The sequence below is a fragment of the Tropicimonas aquimaris genome, assembly GCF_042676185.1.
GTDB classification, from domain to species: domain Bacteria; phylum Pseudomonadota; class Alphaproteobacteria; order Rhodobacterales; family Rhodobacteraceae; genus Tropicimonas; species Tropicimonas aquimaris.
In genome coordinates, this window is the sequence record NZ_JBHTJT010000008.1 from 303926 (window position 1) to 322845 (window position 18920).

General features: G+C 63.5%; 14 protein-coding genes and 2 pseudogenes. 7 read left to right on the forward strand and 9 right to left on the reverse strand.

The annotated features are described in order from the left end of the window. The first annotated feature begins 52 nt into the window (after positions 1-52). Positions 53-475 carry a nuclear transport factor 2 family protein gene (locus ACFQ2S_RS07855; protein WP_386073901.1) on the forward strand — a complete coding sequence of 141 codons (423 nt, stop codon included), beginning with the start codon at positions 53-55 and terminating at the stop codon, positions 473-475. A gap of 9 nt (positions 476-484) precedes the next feature. Here ACFQ2S_RS07855 and ACFQ2S_RS07860 read toward each other — a convergent pair whose 3' ends face one another. The 6 genes from ACFQ2S_RS07860 to ACFQ2S_RS07885 all read right to left on the reverse strand — a co-directional run bounded on the left by ACFQ2S_RS07860 (position 485) and on the right by ACFQ2S_RS07885 (position 9433). Then, positions 485-1195, reverse strand: a complete 711-nt coding sequence (locus ACFQ2S_RS07860) for a GntR family transcriptional regulator (protein ID WP_386073902.1) — start codon at positions 1193-1195, stop codon at positions 485-487. Positions 1196-1591: 396 nt separating this feature from the next. Continuing rightward, complete coding sequence (locus ACFQ2S_RS07865) at positions 1592-1933, reverse strand: copper-binding protein (RefSeq protein WP_386073903.1); 342 nt, start codon at positions 1931-1933, stop codon at positions 1592-1594. A gap of 26 nt (positions 1934-1959) precedes the next feature. Then, positions 1960-5148 (reverse strand): efflux RND transporter permease subunit, encoded by a 3189-nt coding sequence (locus ACFQ2S_RS07870; protein WP_386073904.1) that lies wholly within the window; start codon positions 5146-5148, stop codon positions 1960-1962. Then, positions 5145-7334 carry an efflux RND transporter periplasmic adaptor subunit gene (locus tag ACFQ2S_RS07875; protein WP_386073905.1) on the reverse strand — a complete coding sequence of 730 codons (2190 nt, stop codon included), beginning with the start codon at positions 7332-7334 and terminating at the stop codon, positions 5145-5147. Before ACFQ2S_RS07875 ends, ACFQ2S_RS07870 begins: the two co-directional genes overlap by 4 nt. Before the next feature lie 634 nt (positions 7335-7968). After that, complete coding sequence (locus tag ACFQ2S_RS07880; RefSeq protein ID WP_386073906.1) at positions 7969-8868, reverse strand: c-type cytochrome; 900 nt, start codon at positions 8866-8868, stop codon at positions 7969-7971. Position 8869: 1 nt separating this feature from the next. Then, positions 8870-9433: a c-type cytochrome gene (locus ACFQ2S_RS07885; RefSeq protein WP_386073907.1), complete on the reverse strand. Its 564-nt coding sequence runs from the start codon at positions 9431-9433 to the stop codon at positions 8870-8872. 78 nt (positions 9434-9511) lie between these two features. Here ACFQ2S_RS07885 and ACFQ2S_RS07890 point away from each other — a divergent pair, with 78 nt between their 5' ends. Beyond that, positions 9512-9706, forward strand: coding sequence for a hypothetical protein (locus tag ACFQ2S_RS07890; protein WP_386073908.1), 195 nt, complete (start codon positions 9512-9514; stop codon positions 9704-9706). A gap of 841 nt (positions 9707-10547) precedes the next feature. On the opposite strand, the pseudogene ACFQ2S_RS07895 reads toward ACFQ2S_RS07890, so the two are convergent. The 3 genes and pseudogenes from ACFQ2S_RS07895 to ACFQ2S_RS07905 form a co-directional block, all read right to left on the reverse strand. After that, positions 10548-10817: pseudogene (locus tag ACFQ2S_RS07895) on the reverse strand (integrase core domain-containing protein); the annotation flags it as partial. Next, a pseudogene (locus ACFQ2S_RS07900) lies at positions 10813-11046 on the reverse strand (IS110 family transposase); the annotation flags it as partial. The pseudogenes ACFQ2S_RS07900 and ACFQ2S_RS07895, both read right to left, overlap by 5 nt. Positions 11047-11188: 142 nt before the next feature. Further along, positions 11189-13291 carry a bifunctional rhamnulose-1-phosphate aldolase/short-chain dehydrogenase gene (locus tag ACFQ2S_RS07905; protein ID WP_386073909.1) on the reverse strand — a complete coding sequence of 701 codons (2103 nt, stop codon included), beginning with the start codon at positions 13289-13291 and terminating at the stop codon, positions 11189-11191. A gap of 186 nt (positions 13292-13477) precedes the next feature. Between ACFQ2S_RS07905 and ACFQ2S_RS07910 the strand changes: the two genes are divergently transcribed. The 5 genes from ACFQ2S_RS07910 to ACFQ2S_RS07930 all read left to right on the forward strand — a co-directional run bounded on the left by ACFQ2S_RS07910 (position 13478) and on the right by ACFQ2S_RS07930 (position 18918). Next, the gene (locus ACFQ2S_RS07910) at positions 13478-14284 is read left to right on the forward strand and encodes a DeoR/GlpR family DNA-binding transcription regulator (protein WP_386073910.1); all 807 of its coding nucleotides are present in this window, start codon (positions 13478-13480) and stop codon (positions 14282-14284) included. 49 nt (positions 14285-14333) lie between these two features. Beyond that, positions 14334-15326 carry a rhamnose ABC transporter substrate-binding protein gene (gene rhaS / locus ACFQ2S_RS07915; RefSeq protein ID WP_089233137.1) on the forward strand — a complete coding sequence of 331 codons (993 nt, stop codon included), beginning with the start codon at positions 14334-14336 and terminating at the stop codon, positions 15324-15326. 117 nt (positions 15327-15443) lie between these two features. Next, complete coding sequence (locus ACFQ2S_RS07920; protein ID WP_386073911.1) at positions 15444-16946, forward strand: sugar ABC transporter ATP-binding protein; 1503 nt, start codon at positions 15444-15446, stop codon at positions 16944-16946. Continuing rightward, positions 16943-17926, forward strand: a complete 984-nt coding sequence (locus ACFQ2S_RS07925; RefSeq protein WP_386073912.1) for an ABC transporter permease — start codon at positions 16943-16945, stop codon at positions 17924-17926. Before ACFQ2S_RS07920 ends, ACFQ2S_RS07925 begins: the two co-directional genes overlap by 4 nt. Further along, complete coding sequence (locus ACFQ2S_RS07930; protein WP_386073913.1) at positions 17923-18918, forward strand: ABC transporter permease; 996 nt, start codon at positions 17923-17925, stop codon at positions 18916-18918. Before ACFQ2S_RS07925 ends, ACFQ2S_RS07930 begins: the two co-directional genes overlap by 4 nt. Positions 18919-18920: the final 2 nt, after the last annotated feature.

Below are 18920 nucleotides of genomic sequence, written 5' to 3' on the forward strand. Positions count from 1 at the left end.
AGGGGCCGCGATCTGTGGCAGGTCTCGAATCGACTGATCGAAGGAGAAACCCATGTCTGAATCGCTCAAGATCGACTACGACGCGCTGCCCGAGGAGGCCCGGATCGTGCATGACTTCCTCGAAGCCTCGATGAAGCCCGACCCCGAGCGCGCGGCGACCTACGTGGCCGAGGGCGTGGTCATCACCTTTACCGGCGGGCGCGTCTTTGATCATCCGTCCGGACCCACGGCCTTCAACGCCATGCGCTATGCCTGGGTGAAGAAAGACATGCGGCAGTTCGACGTGGCGCAGGGCGCCGAGGGCACCGTGGTCTATTCCACGGGCTATCTTTATGGCGCCTGGCCGGATGGCACGCCGTTCGACGGCAACCGCTACGTGGACCGGTTCGTTGTCGAGAACGGCAAGATCGTGAAGATGGACGTCTGGAACGACAGCGCCGAGCGGATTTTGACCGCCCGCGGCATAGAGGCCTGAAGTGGCACGTCAGCCTTTCGCGCGGACGGGGCTGGCATAGGGTTCCAAAGCATCGAGATGCGAGAACCCGTTCAGGTCGGCTCCGTTGAACTGCGCGCGCGAGGCGACCTGATCGAGATGTTGCCGCGCCACCCTCTGCGCCGTCACGACATCGCCGGACTTGAGCGCCGCGACGATGTCGCGATGTTCCTGGATGCCGCATTGCGTCGAATGTGGCCGCGAGAATTGCGACAGTGTAAAGCCGCAGCGATAAGCGATCTCGTTCACATAGCGGATGAGCACCGGGCTGCCGGTCAGCTCTGCCAGCAGGATGTGGAACTCGGTGGCCAGCCGGATCGAGATCGCCGGCGGACCGTCGCTGGCCTCGGCCTCTCTCTCGATATGGGCAAGCAGGGCCTCTTCCTGAGACGGTGCCAGGTCGGCGGCGAGACGGGCGATCACCAGGTCCTCGACCTGCGCCCGCAGCTCGAACAGGTCGCGCGCCTCCTCAAGGCTCGGCTGCGCCACCGCCGCCCCGCGGTTGTGCCGCAGTTCCACCAGCCCCTCCACCGAGAGCCGCTCCAGCGCCTGTCGAATGATCGTGCGGCTCGCCCCGAAGCGCTCGCCCAGCGAATCCTCGGGCAGTTTCATGCCGGGCAGCAGCGCGCGCTCCAGGATCGCGGAGCGCAAGGCCACGCAAATCAACTCGGTACGGCTCTTCTGCTGCTCCCGGGACGTCATCGGCTCGCTCCACTTGATCGCTAGCTGAATGGCACCTCGGCCGCGGCTTCTCAATAGGTCGCGGTGTCACGATGGACAATTCGCCCGCTCAGGCGCGCCCGGTGACCTGCATCCCGGAGCGCGGTGGGATACGGCGAGAAACCGAAGGTTCCCGGTGGAGAAGAAGGGCGACCGAGCCGCCAGATCGTTGGCCAGCGTCATCCGTATCGCCGCCCTGCTTGTTCGGAAGGGCGGCGGCGTCTGAACTGGCCGCGGTTGCCTTCATGGCTCAGGCTTACCGCGATCCCGTTTGAACCTGTGCGTGACGGCGCAGGCATCACCCGCCGGCTTCATCTCCTAGCCGGCCCTTTCGTCATCGGGGATCACCTGTTTCGCGGCGGCCGCCGCGCCTTGTCGTCAGTTCGGCATGATCGCTCCGATGGCGTACATGCCGTCATCGCCCTTGAGGAGCATCAACGTGACCTCGTCGCCGGGTGAGACCTCCCCCATCATCTCGGCATTTTCCAGAAGTGGCAGGTCCATCGTCATTGCCGGCCATCCGATCTCGGGGATCGGGCCGTGGCTGACATTTGCCGTGCCGTCTCCGATTTCATTGATAGTGGCCGTGGCGTGAACCGCGCCTTCCATCTGCTGGTCGGACATCGGCATGTTGGCGTGGTCCATTCCGTGCGGCGCTTGTGCGAGCGCGGCGCCTGTCGAGAGGGCGAGGATGGTCACGGCTTGAAAAAGAGTCTTCATGAGCGTCCTTTCAGGTTTAGGGATGGTTACTCCGCCGGGACAGGCGCCTGGCCGGAGGGTTGGGTTGAAGTGGTAGAGGCGATCTCCCGATTGACACGGGGGAGCGCGAGCTGTTTCCAGATCACGAAGATCGCGGGGATCACGAACAAGGTCAGGATCGTCGCCGTGACCATGCCGCCGATCATGGGGGCCGCGATCCTCTGCATGATCTCCGACCCGGTGCCGGTGCCGTACATGATCGGAATCAGCGCCGCGAAGATCGTGGCAACCGTCATCACCTTCGGGCGCACGCGCAGCACGGCGCCTTCGAATACGGCCTCCTCGATATCGTTCCTGTCGAGCCTGCGCCCTTCACCCTGCGCAAGCTTGCGCCTCTTTTCCCATGAGAGATTCAGGTAGAGGAGCATCACGATGGCGGTCTCGACCGCGACGCCGGCGAGCGCGATGAAGCCGACCAGCACCGCGACCGAGGTATCGAAGCCGAGATACCACAGGAACCAGACACCCCCCGACAGCGCCACCGGCAATGCCGCGAGGATGATCCCGACCTCGATCGCGCGATTGAAGGCCATGAACAGCATCAGCGTGATTATGAGCAGGGTCGCCGGGGCGACGATGGTGAGCCGCTCCTGCATCCGCTCGATATATTCGTACTGGCCGGACCAGCTTAGCGCATAGCCCGGCGGCAGGGTGACCAGCTCGGCGACCTGCGCCCGCGCTTCGGCGACGTAGCTGCCGAGGTCCCGCCCGGCGATGTCGATGAAGACGAAGCCGGTCCGCCGGGCATTCTCCGAGCGGATCATGCCCGGGCCGTCGACGATGCGGATCTCGGCCAGCGCCGCAAGCGGCACATGGGCCCCCGAGGGCGTGACCACCGGCAGGGTTTCCAGCCGTTCGGGGCTGTCGCGCCACGATTGCGGATAGCGGAGGTTGATCGGAAACCGCTCCAGCCCCTCTACGGATTCCGAGACCTGCATGCCGCCGATGGCGGTCTGCACGACGTTCTGCACGTCCTGCACGCTCATCATGTAGCGTGCCGCGGCCGAGCGGTTGACGTCGATTTCGATGAACCGCCCGCCCACGGGCCGCTCGGCATAGGCCGAAGCGGTGCCCTCGATCTCGCGCACGGCGTCCTCCACGGCGATGCCGATTCGCTCGATCTCTTTCAGGTCCGCCCCCGAAATCTTGACGCCCACGGGCGTCTTTATCCCGGTCGCCAGCATGTCGATCCGGTTCTTGATCGGCTGGATCCAGACGTTGGTCACGCCGGGCACCTGCACGACCCGGTCCAGCTCGTCGCGGATCCTTTCCATCGTCATGCCGGGGCGCCATTCGCTTTCCGGTTTCAGCTGGATCGTTGTCTCGATCATCGTCAGCGGCGCGGGGTCCGTGGCGGTATCGGAGCGGCCGAGTTTTCCGTGGACGGTCTCGACCTCTGGCACTGTCGCGATCAGGCGGTCGGTCTGCTGGAGCACTTCGCGTGCCTTGCCGATTGAGACACCGGGATAGAGCGACGGCATGTAGAGGAAATCGCCCTCGTTCAGCTCGGGCATGAACTCCGAGCCGAGCCTCTGCATCGGATACCACATCGAAGCGACCACGGCGGCCGCGAGCATGCAAGTCGCCCAGGGCCAGGCGATGGCCGCGTCGAGGAACGGGCGATAAAGGAACACGACCACACGGTTCAGCGGGTTCTTTCGTTCGGGCACGATCCGCCCGCGCACGAAATAGCCCATTAACACCGGAACGAGCGTGATCGACAGGATCGCCGCGGCAGCCATCGCATAGGTCTTGGTATAGGCGAGCGGCTGGAACAGGCGGCCTTCCTGGTTCTCCAGGACGAACACCGGCAGGAAGCTGACGGTGATGATCGCCAGCGAGTAGAACAGCGCCGGGCCGACCTCGGAGGCGCACTCCTGCACGATGCGCCAGCGGTTCTCGGCTGTCAGCTTCGCCTTCTCGAGACGCCTGTGCATCGCCTCGATCATGACGATCGAGGCATCGACCATTGCGCCGATGGCGATGGCGATGCCCCCGAGCGACATGATGTTGGCGTTCACGCCTTGCGCCTTCATCAGGATGAAGGCCGCAAAGATCCCCAGTGGCAGCGACAACAGGATCACCAGCGACGAGCGCAGGTGCAGCAGGAACGCCGCGCAGACGAGCACGACGACGATGAATTCCTCCGTCAGCTTCTTCTGCAGGTTCTCGATGGCGCGCTCGATGACACCGGAGCGATCATAGGTCGTGACCAGTTCGACGCCCTCGGGCAGGTTCGGCCGCAGTTCCTCGATACGGGTCTCGACCGCCTTGATCGTGGCCAGAGCATTTCCACCCCAGCGAAGGATGACCACGCCGCCCACCGCATCCCCCTCGCCGCCAAATTCGCCCACGCCGCGGCGCATCTCGGGGCCGAGTCGGATATCGGCCACGTCCCCGAGGGTCAGCGCCGCACCGCGGTCGTTGACCATCAGTGGCGCACTCGCGAGATCGGACAGCTCGTCGATATAGCCCGAGGAGCGCACCATGAACTCGGCCTCGCCCATCTCGATCACGCTGCCGCCGGTTTCCCGGTTGGCCGACCGAATGGCGCCGGCGAGTTGATCGAGCGTAATGTCGTAGGCGCGTAGCTTGTTGGGGTCGACGACCACCTGGTACTGTTTGACCATGCCGCCGATCGTGGCGACTTCGGATACGCCCTCGACCGCCTGGAGTTCGTATTTCAGGAACCAGTCCTGCAGCGTCCGAAGCTGGGCGAGGTCATGGTTTCCGGTCCGGTCGATCAGCGCGTATTGGTAGATCCAGCCAACACCGGTCGCATCCGGTCCGAGTTGCGGCGAGACCCCTTCGGGCAGGCTGCCGGTGATCTGGCCGAGGTATTCCAGAACGCGGGACCGCGCCCAGTAGAGGTCCGTTCCGTCCTCGAACACGACATACACATAGCTGTCGCCAAAGAACGAGAAGCCGCGCACGTCCTTCGCGCCCGGCACGGCGAGCATCGCGGTGGCGAGCGGGTAGGTGATCTGGTTTTCCACGACCTGTGGTGCCTGACCGGCGTAGGGCGTGCGGATGATCACCTGCACGTCCGAAAGATCGGGGATCGCGTCGACCGGCGTCTCGCGGATCGCCCATATCCCGGCGGCGGCCATCATGAACGCCAGGGCGACGATGACGAACCGGTTGGCGATCGACGCTCGGATGATGGCGGGGATCATTGCGTGATGCCTTCAGGAGCAGCGACGCCGACGAGCGTCATGGAGAAGTCGGCATTGCGATCGAGCAGAAGCGTCAACTCCGCACCAACAGGCAGATCGGCCGGATCAACGCGATCAGAGATGGCGAAGTCCATGGTCATCCCGGGCATGCCGATCTCGACCATGGGGCCATGGGTGACGTTGGCCATCCGCGCCTCCGGGTCGACCGAGTTGATCTGACCCGACACTTTCATCGGCGGATCCACCGGTTCGGCGGCCGCAAGCAGCATCGTCATACTGTCCGGCCGGGTGAAGGTGAGCGTCATCTCGGTGCCGGTACGCAGTTTCGCCGGTTCGAGCGACGGATCGATCTCGAAGTCCATCGTCATGCCCGGCATGCCGATCTCCTTCATCGGTCCATGCGTGACAGTGGCCGTGCGGGTGGCACTGTCGACAGCGTCGATGGTGCCGGAAACCACGATGGGCTGGGCTTCGTCAGATTGAGCGGGTTCGGTGGATGCGGGCTCAGGGTCGCCGACGGCGCGGACCGCGATGACAGAGAACATTCCGGCCTCGTCCTTTGCCAGATCGAACTCGATGGGCGCGTCGATCGGAACCGTGGCCGGATCCAGACCGGATACGGACAGATCCATCTGCATCGCCGGCCAGCCGAGTTCCGGTATCGGATCATGCGCCAGGGTGAGTTTGCCATCGGGCGTGACCGCCAGCGCCATGCCGGTCCCGGTCGCCGAGACACCATCGTCCGGACCCAGTTCCAGCAGTCCCAGCCGTCCGTCAGCGCCGCGCGCGGCCGTGAAGACAACCTTTTCACCTTCCTTGACCCGATCGAGCGTCACGTCCGCCCGGACCGGGAACCGGGAAGTCATCGCGGGCCAGTCGAGGCTTTCCAGCGCGTCGTGGGTGACGGTGGCCATGCGGTTGGCCCGATCGAGCGCGACCAGCGTTCCGGTGCCGCGCGCCGGCGCCTGATCTGTCGGAGCCATCCGCATGAAGCCGGCGCTCAGCGCGCTCTCGCTGTCGATGAGAAACTGCGCCGACGCGACGACCTCCTCACCCGAGGCAAGCCCCTGCAGGATTTCGGTGCGCCCGCCCTCGCCGAAATTGTCGCGCAGCCCCGTGGTGACGAGGCGCGGACGGAACGTGCCTTCGCCGGTCTTCAGGATCACGCGTTCGGCTGCTCCGGTTCGGATCACGGCCTCGGAGGGAACGGTGAGAACCTGGTGGCTGGTCTCGGGTAGAAGACTCACGCTTCCGAACATGCCCGGGCGCAGCAGGCGCTCGGTGTTGTCGAAGCGCAGGCGGACCGGCAGGGTGCGGGTGCGCGGATCGAGCTCCGGATAGACGTAGTCGATCTCGCCCACGAAGCTGCGCCCCGGGAGATGTTCGAACCGGGCTACGGCGCGCATGTCTTCCGACAGGCGGGCAATGTCGCGCTCGAACACATCTACGATCAGCCAGACACTGCTCAGATCGGCGACGGAGAAGGCGCGCGTTCCCGGCTGGAGAAACATGCCGTCCGCCGCCTCGAGCGAGATAACGACACCGTTCTGCGGCGCCTCGATCTCGATGTTGCGCGCAAGCTCGCGCGTCCGTTCGATCTCGGCCAGTTGGCGGGGGGACATTCCATGGCTCAGCAGCTTGTTGCGCGCGGAATCGAGGATGCGGGGGTCGCGGTCTTCGAGCGCCCGGATCAGATCTCCGGTTGCCGCCGCCACGAGCGGCGAGAACAGGTCGAACAGGATCTGGCCTTCTTCGACCCGGTCTCCCACCGCGCGGACTTCGAGGCGCTCTATCCAGCCTTCCACGCGGGTATGGACGTGGCTGGTCCGGTGCTCGTCATAGCCGACGAAGCCCACGGTCTCGATGCGCTGCGCGACATCGGTCACCTGTGCCAGCGCGGTGCGGACACCGATCGCGTTTATCTCGGCCGCGCTCAGCGTGACCTCCCCGGGGTCGCCTGACGGTTCCTGCCCGGCATAGACCGGGATCAGGTCCATTCCCATCGGCGACTTGCCCGGCCCGTCGCGGCGGAAATTCGCATCCATCGGCGCGACCCAATAGAGGATCTCCGGCTCGTCGGAGCCGTTCTGGGTCGCTGGATTTAGGTAGAGCCGCTCAAGATAGACCCCGCCCGCCGTGCCCCCGGCCAAGGCAAGAAAAGTGAGCGCCGCATAACGTCCGCGCATGACAACCTCCAGACGGCCGACCCTCTTTGGATCGGCGCAAAGACTAAGACTTACCAGCCAACCCTCATGTCAGGGCCGTTGGCGCGATGTCAGAGTGTCCGGGGAGGGCGTTCGGGCAGAGAGGCTGCCTGCAACCTTATGGATGAAGTGACGAATGGGCGCTGGTTCGTGCTGAGTGCGATGATTGCGCGAGCCGGAAGCTGCACGAATTGCTGCTCTGCGGGGCAGCATCCGGTGGAATGGCACCCAGATGCCTGCGCCGTATCCGACGGGCAGTGCTCTGAGCCAGCGTCTTTTGCGGCCACATGATGCGCGGCGTGCGCCGCGTGACCTGCCGTCGGTGACGCCGCTTCCTGAGCGACGGCGCTGGCTGCATGAGCGGTGTGCTGCGACCCGCCGTTAAAAACAGAAAGACTGCCGATCACCAGCGAGAGGCCGGTGATCAGTACGATGATTCGCCATGTGGCGGTTCTGGCAGTCGACCTTGTCACGCGACTCGTTTATTTCGAGCAGACCGATCGGACAATATACATTCGCGCGATCAGCCCAAGGAAAGCCCTTCTACCATAGCGTTTCGAGCTGTCCCGCCCGGTTTCGAAAACGCGACATGCCAAGGCCGCGGACCGTTGCTTGCTCACGGAGTCGGTCTTTCGGAATCGAGCAGATAGGTCGCCATCGCGGTCAGATCCGCGTCGGTCAGGAAGGCGGTCCCCCCCTGAACCACTTCGCCCATGCTGCCGCCAAAGGCGTCCCCGTCGGGCATGACGCCGGTGCGCAGTGCGAATGCGAGGTTTTCCACTGTCCACCCTTTGGCGCGAAGGTCGGCTGTCAGGAGAGAGGGCGCATTCCCGCCTCCGGGGAGGTTCTCGTTGCCGGCGAACGCTGCGGCCCTAGACCTCGCACCTGCAAGGTTTCGAGGCGTATGGCAAGCCCCGCAATGGGCCGCGCCCCGCACCAGTTCGCGTCCCCGGTTCCACGCGGTACTCCGGCCGTCAACCGGGTCCGTTTCCGGGCGGGTCAGGAACACGGCCCGCCAGAGCTTGAGGCCCCATCTCTGGTTGACCGGAAACGGCACATCATGCGCCGGGCTGGGCGCGGGCACCGGTGGCACGGTTTGAAAGGCCGTCCAGAGATCCGCAATCTCCTGATCGGAAAAGTTCGCGTAGAACGGATAGGTGAACGTGGGGAAATAGGGCTCGCCATACGGCGAGATCCCCTGCCGCACCGCCTTTGCGAAGTCTTCGACCGTCCAGGCACCGATGCCGTGGTCAGGGTCCGTCGTCAGGTTGGGTGGATAGAAGACGCCAAACGCCGTTTCCAGCGGCGCCCCTCCTGCCAGCGGCGCGCCGCCTCCCGTGATGTCTGTATGGCAGGCGATACACCCGCTTGCCCGCGCCAGGTACGCGCCACGGTTCACGTCGCCCGTCAATGCGATCGCGGCGGGCTCCCGTCCGACCGGCCAGACCATCAGGCCGATCACGACGGCCCCGCCTGCAACTGCGAGGATCGCCGCAAAGCGCAGCAGAGCCAGCATGTCACTTCTCCTCGGCACGAAACCTCGTGTGGCAGGCCGTGCAGGCCTGGCTGACCATGGCAAAGGCCATGCCGGCGGGCATCTGGCCAATATGCTCGGCGCTCATCATCGGCGCGCCACCACCCATCATTGACTGGCCGCCCATCATGCCCTGGCCGCCCATCATCCCGCCCTGCGCCGGCATGCCACCGACGCCGTTGTCCGCGGCACGTTCCAGCCCCTCGGCAAAAATCTCCAACTGCTGCGCAAGCTCGTTGAACGCTTCCCAATCCTGCCAGATCTCGGGCCGCGCCTCCGAGGGGGCATCGGTGCTGCCTTCGGGGAACTTGGAGGTCATGGCCTCGCCGGCGTGGCTGGCGATTTTCGCCGCTCCCAAGCGCACCGCATCCGCGTCATATGGCGCGGTGCCCTGCATCATCGGGGCAAGGGCCTTCACCGCGTCCGCCATGGCGGCCATCCCGTCCATGCGCTCCTTGACGACGCCCATCGCGCCGCTGTGGGCAAAGGCCGTGGCTGCAATCAGAGAGATGCTGGCAGCAAGGCTCAGATTTTGTTTCGTTTTCATTGATTTCACCCTGTATTGTCCTGTGGTTTGAAAGGTCTCGGATCAGGACCTGACGCGCGGCAGCGGTGGATCGAAGCCATGCTCGATGCCCGGCTCGATGCGCCCGTGCGGCAACAACTCCAAACCGCCAAGGGCGACAAGCGGGAGTGGTTGCGCGAATATCTCAAGGATGCCCTGGAAATGGCAGTCGATCGCGGGGTCACAGGAGGCATCGACGTCCTCGCCGAGCCTAGTCGGTTGGTGATGGCCTGCGCCCAGGGGCGGGTCAAGTGACGCCGCAACGTGATGATCGGCGAATTGAGAGAGCGCAGGGGAAAGCAGCTGTAGCGTAATCAGGATGCAACCAAGCACGAGGGGCAGGGCGCGGCTGCAGATGGATATAGCCAGGTCGCGATTCATCACCTGACCCCGTTCTTTCGCTGCAAGTCCCATGTGTTGAGCGTACACTGTTTTCCAGCCCCATTTCTGAATTGAGTTTCAGGTGCGGGCGGACGCATGTCGAGATCCAGAAACCGTAGCGCTTCACGACAATTCCGACCAATGGAAACTCGCCATAGAGGCAGTGAAGAAGCGTGTCGGGAGTGAAGGTGTTCCAAGGCCCCACGAGAGCGGAAACACCAAAGCGCATTTGCCGATATTGCAAGGCTTTCAGGGGAGAGGTGGCAGTCCGTAGGGGCTTGGAAAGTGCATTTTTTTCAGACTGTTTTTTCAGACTGTTAGGTTGGCGAACGTGCCGATTTAAGTGTGGCGAAATCGATAGAGAATTTCGAGGTTTGGCGAACCCCAAAAGCCCACAGAGTCGTGGCGCACATATCCGCAAAAAAGGACTGACCGGCTCTCAGCGGTCTGGGGTCGGTTCACGATGACAGGCAAGTATCGCAAAGGATTTCCCGGAGCTTCGCCATACATCGACCGGCACGGCAAGCGCCGATGGCGGTATCGCAGCCGCGGTTTTTCTAAAGAGTTGGGGCGCGAGTACGGGTCTGCGGAGTTTGTTCCGCGCTACGAGGCTGCGCGGCAAGGAAGAAGGTTGGGTGCGGGTGTCCGTCGTCAGGTGATATGGAACACGAGCGCCTGATCTCGAACGGAGGGTCTGGCTCGTTGAGGTTTCAGTTTATGCCGCTGTCTGGCGATGCAGCAAGCGGCGCTTCTCGATGGTCCTGGCTTTGATCTCCTTTCGTCGTCGGAGGATGGTCTCGGCCCTGCCGAGGTAGACATCGGCAGGGGTCAGGTTGCTGAGGCTCTCGTGGTAGCGGCGGTGGTTGTAGTGGTCGATGAACTCGCCGATGGCCTGCTCGAGCGCCCCAGGCAGATAGTAGTTCTCGAGCAGGACCCTGTTCTTCAGGGTCTGATGCCAGCGCTCGATCTTGCCCTGGGTTTGCGGGCGGGATCAGCCGCACATCGTGGCCAAGCTTACCGATCTCGCGGCCCCAGAAATGCGCCCCGCCACTGGCTTCCATTGCCACAACCCAGGACGGCAGATGGCTGAAAAACTCCAGCACTTGGGCGCGCCGCAGTTTCTTGCGCAGGACAGGCTGGCCCGAGCCATCAGCCCCATGCACCTGAAAGACATTCTTCGCCAGATCGAGCCCGACCGTGATAATCTCCGACATGACCGCTCTCCTTTGTGGATCGATGCAGACCCACCTTGGCACGTTGATGCCGTCGGGGGGCGGTCACATCATCAGAGCCCCTGCGAATCCTCTTGTCCGATATCAAAAAATGGCGCCTGCCGACGAGGCCTTTCGGTCGCCTCTACCTTGTGAAGGCCTGAACGTTCCCTGCATCAACGTTCAGGATGTTTCCCGTCGATTTTGCGGACGCCTCCGACACGAGGAAGTATGTGGCCTCGGCGATATCCTCTGGAAGTACGGAGCGTTTGAGCAGCGAGCGTTGGCGGTACATTTCCTCGAGCCCTTCCTTGTCCGTGTCGTAAGTGCTCGCGCGCTGATCCAGCCATTCGCCGGACCAGATGCGCGACCCGCGCAACACCGCATCCGGGTTGACCACGTTGACACGGATTCCATTTGGTGCGCCTTCGAGCGCCAGGCATCGGGCGAGGTGGATCTCGCTCGCCTTGGCGGTGCAATAGGCCGAGGCGTTGGGAGAGGCGGCCAGCCCGTTCTTTGACGCAACGAAGACCACCGCGCCGCCTATCCCCTGCGACTTCATCAGCCTGAAGGCAGCTCGCGACACCAGGAAATAGCCCGTCGACAGGATCGACATGTTGCGGTTCCACAGATCGAGACTCGTCTCCTCGATCGGAGCGGAGGAGGCGATGCCGGCGTTGGAGACCAGCAGGTCCACGCCGCCAAACTCCCGGGCCGCCGTGGCAAAGGCGGCGTCGATTGCGGCCTCGTCGGTCACATCGAGCGCCACGGCACTCACCACGTCCGCCGAATGGCGGCGGGCCAGCTCAACCTTGGTTTCTTCCAGGGCTCGTTCATCGATATCGGTCAGCATGACGCAGGCGCCTTCGCGCAGGAACCGTTCGGCGGTGGCTGAACCGATGCCACCAGCCGCCCCGGTGACCAGTGCGACCCGCCCCGCGAGCGACTTGGGCTTCGGCATCCGTTGCAGCTTGGCTTCCTCGAGCAGCCAGTACTCGATGTCGAAGGCTTCCTGTTCCGGCAGGCCGCGATACTCGGAGACCGCCGAGGCGCCGCGCATCACGTTGATCGCGTTGACATAGAACTCGGCCGAGATCCGCGCCGTCGCCTTGTCCTTGGCAAAGGTGATCATGCCGACACCTGGGACCAGGTAGACCACGGCGTTGGGGTCGCGCATCGCAGGACTGTTGTCATGTTTGCAGCGCTCGTAATAGGCGGCGTAATTTTCCCTATAGGCGGCAACCGAGCTCGCCAGCCCGTCCAGCAAGGCTTTGACATCCGGCGAACCGGGATCGAAATCCACCACCAGCGGGCAGATCTTGGTGCGGAGGAAGTGGTCGGGGCAGCTTGTTCCGAGCGCGGCCAGCGTGGGCATGTCAGCCGCGTTCACGAATTCCAGGACCGCCGGCTGGTCGTCGAAATGACCAACCATGTGCTGGGCGCCCGAGACCATGCCGCGGATCGCGGGCATCAGTTCGGAGGCGATGGCGTTGCGTGCCGCCTCGTCGAGCGACGTATGGATCGCGCGGCCAAACGCAGCTTGGCCGGCGGTGCGGTTCTCGAACCAGGCGATGGCGCGATTGATCGTCTCGATGGTGAGCTCGTAGCAATCCCTGGCCGTGTCCGCCCAGGTGAAGAGCCCGTGGGATTCAAGAATCACCCCCTTGGCGTCCGGGTTCTTGCGGCAGAAATCCTCGAGCCAGAGGCCGAGCTCGTAGCCGGGCCGTTTCCAGGGGAGCCAGCCGATCTCGTCGCCGAAGATCTCCTGCGTGATGGCCCGGGAATCGGCAGAGGCGGCAATCGCGATGATGGCGTCGGGATGGACGTGATCGACATGGGCTTTCGGCACGTAGGCGTGCAGCGGCGTGTCGATTGAGGCGGCGCGCGGGTTCAGGTTGAAGGTGCAATGGGGCAGGTAGCCCACCATCTCATCTTCGTGCTCGGGGCCGCGGTAGAGACCTTTCAGCGCCTCCAGCTTGTCCATGTAGAGCGTCGAGAAGCCCGAGAGCGTGATGGAGCCGAGATCGCCTCCCGAGCCTTTGACCCAGAGAACGTCGCAGGGCTTGCCGGTCAGGGGATCTGTCTCGGTGACCTTGGCCGAGGTGTTTCCTCCACCATAATTGGTCACGCGCTTGTCAGACCCGAGCAAGTTCGATCGATAGAGCAAACGCTCCGACTCGCTCATCGGTCCGGCGAGTACCTCGTCCCACAAGTTCTGCAACAGCTTATTTTCCGGCAGTTTTGTCATGTACTCTGCTCCTCCCGAGCGCACGCGAATGCTGTATCTTCTGAGGGGAGGCTGATAATCTGGCTGCGCAAAGTCAATCAAAAACGCTCATATTTGCTGAATTCTGCGCTGCGGAAGATCGTATATGATCGAAATTGATTGACAGTGAGTGTTTTGAGGATCAACGTATCCAGCAAGGAGGACGTAATGCACGAGTCGGAGCGCCACAGGGTCATTCTATCGGCCGTTCAGGACAGGCCTGTGGTCACCGTGGCCGATCTGTGCACGTTGACCGGGGCTTCCGAGGCAACGGTTCGACGCGACATCGCGGCGTTGCACATGCAAAAGAAGCTGCGCCGCGTGCGCGGTGGCGCCGAAGCGATCGCTCCACCGAAGTTCGTTGGCCTGGCAGGCCATCCCTTCGCCATGAACCAGACACGCAAGATCGCCGAGAAGCAGGCTATCGCGCTGGCGGCTGCGGATCTGTGCGAGGACGGCGAGTCCATCATCATCAACGGCGGGACAACGACCTTTCAGATGGTGCATCCGCTGGCCAATCGTCGGCTTCAGGTCTTCACCAACAGCTTTCCGATCGCAGAACACCTGCTGAAGAATTCCAAGAACACGGTGATGGTGCCGGGCGGCGTGATCTATCGCGAGCAGAACATCATCCTGTCGCCGTTCGGCAATGACGTATCGAGCAACTTCTACGCCCGGCGCATGTTCATGGGTATCCACGGGATCGGGCGGCTCGGCCTGATGGAGGAAGACCCGCTGCTGATCCAGGCGGAACAGAAGCTGATCGGACAGGCCGACGAGCTCGTCGTGATGGTCGACTCGTCCAAGTTCCGAAACCGCTCGAGCCTCGTGCTCTGTCCGCTGGACCGGATCGACACCGTGATCACCGACGATGGCGTCGATGACGAGAGCGCCGCGCTGTTGGAGGCAGCCGGTGTTCGCCTGATCGTCGCGACGGTGGATGCGCAACGCAACACCACCCCGCAGGCCGGATAACGGACGGGCTGCGGGCGGGAAACCAGAAGCTCAAGGGAGGAAACCAAGGATGAGCATTTTCAAGAAAGCCCTGACCACAGCCACTGTTGCGGCAACGATGTTTGCCGGAGCAGCCCATGCCGACGACATGCGCATCGCGCTCGTGGTCAAAGCGCTCGGGATCGGATTTTTCGAGGCAGCCGCGAAAGGCGCCGAAGAGGCCGCGGCCGAGCTTGGCGGCGTCGAGGTCATCTATACCGGACCGACCGACACCACCGCAGAGGGCCAGATCGAGGTGATCAACTCCCTGATCGCCCAGCAGGTGGACGCGATTGCCGTCTCCGCCAACGATACCGACGCTCTCGTGCCCACGCTCAAGAAGGCAATGCAGCGCGGGATCACCGTGATCTCCTGGGATTCCGGGGTGGCCGAGGACGGCCGGCAACTGCACCTGAACCCGTCCTCCAATGCGCTCATCGGCAACATGATCATCAAGCTTGCCGCCGATCACATGCCCGATGGCGGCGATGTGGCCATCCTGTCCGCCACCACCACCTCGACGAACCAGAACATCTGGATCGAGGAAATGAACAAGGTCATGGGCAACTATCCGGGCATCAACGTGGTGGCGACGGTCTACGGCGACGACCTGGCCGACAAGTCCTACCGCGAGGCCACGGGCCTGATGCAGACCCATCCCGACCTTAAGGCGATCATCGCGCCGACCTCGGTGGGCATCGTGGCCGCGGCCCAGGCCGTGGTCGATGCCGGCAAGGTGGGGCAGGTGAACGTGACCGGCCTCGGGCTGCCGTCGGAGATGGCGGGTGCCATCGAATCCGGCGCCTCCAAGTCCTTCGCGATCTGGAATCCGATCGACCTCGGCTACTCCGCCACCATGCTGGCGCATGCCCTTGCCTCCGGTGCTGCCGAGGCAGCCCCCGGCGCGGAAATCCCGATGGGGCGCATGGGCACGCTGACGCTTGATGAGAACACCAATGGCGCGATGGCCGATCCCTTCGTCTACGACGCCTCCAATATCGAAGAGTTCAAGAGCATCTTCTGATCCTCTTCCTCCCGGGTTCGGCGCGTCCGGCGCCGGACCCATCTCTCATCACACATTGAACGGCTGGACCACGAAATGTACCTCAGCCCTGATGTCAGCAAGGCTGCCGATGCCCTCATGACAGATCCGATCCTTTCCCTCGACGGCATCACCAAGATCTTTCCGGGCGTTCGTGCGCTCTCCGACGTCAAGCTGGACCTCTATCCCGGTCAGGTGACCGCGCTGGTCGGAGAAAACGGCGCCGGCAAGTCGACTATCGTCAAGGTGCTTACCGGCATCTATCAGCCCGAAGAGGGCACGATCCGGGTCGACGGCAAGGAAACCCGCTTCCCGACCGCTCAGCATGCCGCCGACGCCGGTATCACCGCGATTCACCAGGAAACAGTACTCTTTGACGAGCTCTCCGTGGCCGAGAACATCTACATTGGCCATGCCCCGCGCGGCAAATACGGGTTGATTGACACCGCAAAGATGCGGCGCGACGCAGGGGAGTTGCTCGACCGGATCGGCGCCGAGATCGACCCGGCGGTCCTGCTCAAGGACCTGGGTATCGCCAACAAGCACCTCGTCGCAATCTCCCGCGCCCTCAGCATCGATGCGCGCGTCGTCATCATGGACGAGCCAACCGCGGCGCTGAGCCAGAAGGAGATTGAGGAGCTCTACGAGTTGGTCGACCGGCTCAAGGCCGAGGGCAAGGCGATCCTCTTCATCAGCCACAAGTTCGACGAGATCTTCCGCATCGCCGACCGCTATACCGTGTTCCGCGACGGTCAGTATGTCGGCGCGGGCGCGATGGCGGATGTAACCGAGGACGACCTCGTTCGCCTGATGGTGGGGCGATCGGTCGAAAACATCTTCCCGGAGCGCGACTCGACGGCGGGAGACGAGATCCTGAAGATCGATGGCTATTGCCATCCGACGGAGTTCGAGAACATCTCGTTCACCCTGCACAGGGGCGAGATCCTGGGCTTCTACGGGCTGGTCGGCGCCGGACGCTCAGAGGTCATGCAGGCGCTCTTCGGCATCACGAAGCCCTCGGCGGGGACAATCTCCGTCGACGGACAGGCACGCAGCATTCGCTCCACCGCCGATGCCGTGGAGGCCGGCATTGTCTATGTGCCCGAGGATCGCGGCAAGCAGGGTGCGGTCATCGGCATGCCGATCTTCAAGAACGTGACCCTGCCGTCTTTAGGCCGCACTTCGAAGAACGGCTTCACACGGTTGGCGGAGGAATTCGCCCTGACGCGGAAGTACACCGAGCGGCTCGACCTGCGGGCGGCCTCGCTCGATCAGGATGTCGGCAACCTCTCTGGCGGCAATCAGCAGAAGGTGGTGATCGCAAAGTGGCTCGCCACCGAGCCCAAGATCATCATCCTCGACGAGCCTACCAAGGGGATCGATATCGGCTCCAAGGCGGCGGTCCATGCCTTTACCGCGGAACTGGCCGCGCAAGGGTTGGCCGTGATCATGGTCTCCTCGGAGATCCCCGAGATCGTCGGCATGTCCGACCGGGTGATCGTCATGCGCGAGGGGCGCATGGTTGCGGAACTCCAGGGCGACGAGGTGACCCCCGAAACCCTCGTGCGCCACGCCGCAGGCATCTCGGAGGGCAAGCAATGATCTCCCAGTTCGCTAAGTCTCGTGAAGTCATCCTCGTGGCGGCGATCGTCTCGCTGCTGGCGCTGATTGCCACCCGCTTCCCGGCTTTCGTGGAGCCCGGAAACCTGGTGAACGTGTTCAACGACACCTCGACGCTCATCATCCTGGCGATGGGCCAGATGTGCGTGATCCTGACCCGCTGCATAGACCTCTCGGTCGCGGCGAACGTGGCGCTGACCGGCATGGTGGTGGCCACGCTCAACACGCTGATGCCGGGGCTTCCGGTTGCCGCCATCCTCCTGATCGCCCTCGTGCTCGGCGCCTGTCTCGGCGCGATCAACGGGCTGCTGGTCTGGAAGCTCCAGATACCTGCCATCGTGGTCACGCTCGGCACGATGACCATCTTTCGGGGCATCGTCTTCCTGATTTCCGACGGCAAATGGATCAACGCGCACGAGATGAGCGCGGGCTTCAAGGACTTCCCGCGGATGGAGTTTGCGGGCCTCCCGATGCTGTCCTGGATCGCGATCGTCGTCGTGATCTGCTTCGTCGTCATGATCAACCGGACGCCGCTCGGCCGTTCCTTCTTTGCCGTCGGCGGCAATCCGAACGCGGCGGTCTATACCGGCATCGACGTCGGCCGGACGCAGTTCCTTGCCTTCACCATCTCCGGCATGATGGCCGGGCTGACGGGCTACCTCTGGGTGTCGCGGTTCGCCGTTGCCTATGTGGACATCGCTGGCGGCTTCGAGCTCGAGGTGGTCGCGGCCTGTGTCATCGGCGGCATCTCCATCGCCGGCGGCGTCGGCTCCGTGGCAGGCACGCTGCTCGGCGCGCTGTTCCTCGGCGTGATCAAGAACGCCCTTCCGGTCATCAATATCTCGCCCTTCTGGCAACTCGCGATCTCGGGCAGCGCGATCATCATCGCCGTCGCCTTCAACGCGCAGCAGGGCCGCAGCAAGGGCCGGGTCATCCTCAAATCCGCGGAGCATACGGCATGACCGACGCAACCCATCACCATGTTCCCGACCGCCTGACCACGCCGCTTCAACGCACGCTGAAGAGCTGGGAGGCGCTGCTGCTGGCGGTCGCGGTGGCGATCTTCCTGCTCAACTCCTTTGCCTCGCCTTACTTTCTGAACGCCTGGAACCTGAGTGACGCGACCTTCAACTTCACGGAAAAGGCGATGATCGCCTTTGCCATGGCGCTGGTCATCATCTCGGGCGAGATCGACCTTTCGGTCGCGTCGATCATCGCGCTCACCTCGACCGCAATGGGAGCGGCGGCGGAGTTCGGCGTTGGCACGCCCGGCATCGTCGCCATCGGGCTCGCCGTCGGACTCGCCTGCGGTGCCTTCAACGGTGCGCTCGTCACCGGGCTCGGCCTTCCGTCCATCGTGGTCACCATCGGCACGATGAGCCTGTTCCGCGGCATCTCCTACATCGTGCTGGGCGATCAGGCCTTCATGAACTACCCCGACAGCTTTGCCTGGTTCGGCCAGGGCTATGTCTTCTGGGTGATCACGGTGGAGCTCGTCTTCTTCTTCGTATTCGCGGTGATCTACGGCGTGGTGCTGCACAAGACGAACTTCGGCCGCGCCGTCTATTCCATCGGCAACAACCCCGTCGGCGCGCTGTTTTCAGGCATCCGGGTCAAGCGGGTGAAGTTCATCCTGTTCCTGCTGACCGGGTTGATGGCGGCGATTGCCTCGATCTGTCTGACCTCGCGGCTCGGATCGACGCGGCCCTCCATTGCCTTCGGCATGGAACTCGAGGTGGTCACGATGGTGGTCCTTGGCGGGGTCAACATCCTAGGCGGGTCCGGCTCGATCCCCGGCGTAGTGATCGCGGCCTTCGTCATGGGCCTCGTGACCTTCGGCCTCGGCCTTCTGAACGTACCGGGCATCGTGATGTCGATCTTCATCGGCCTACTGCTGATCGGGGTGATCGCGCTGCCGCGGTTGTTTGCTCAGATACGCCAGACGAGGAGTTGAGC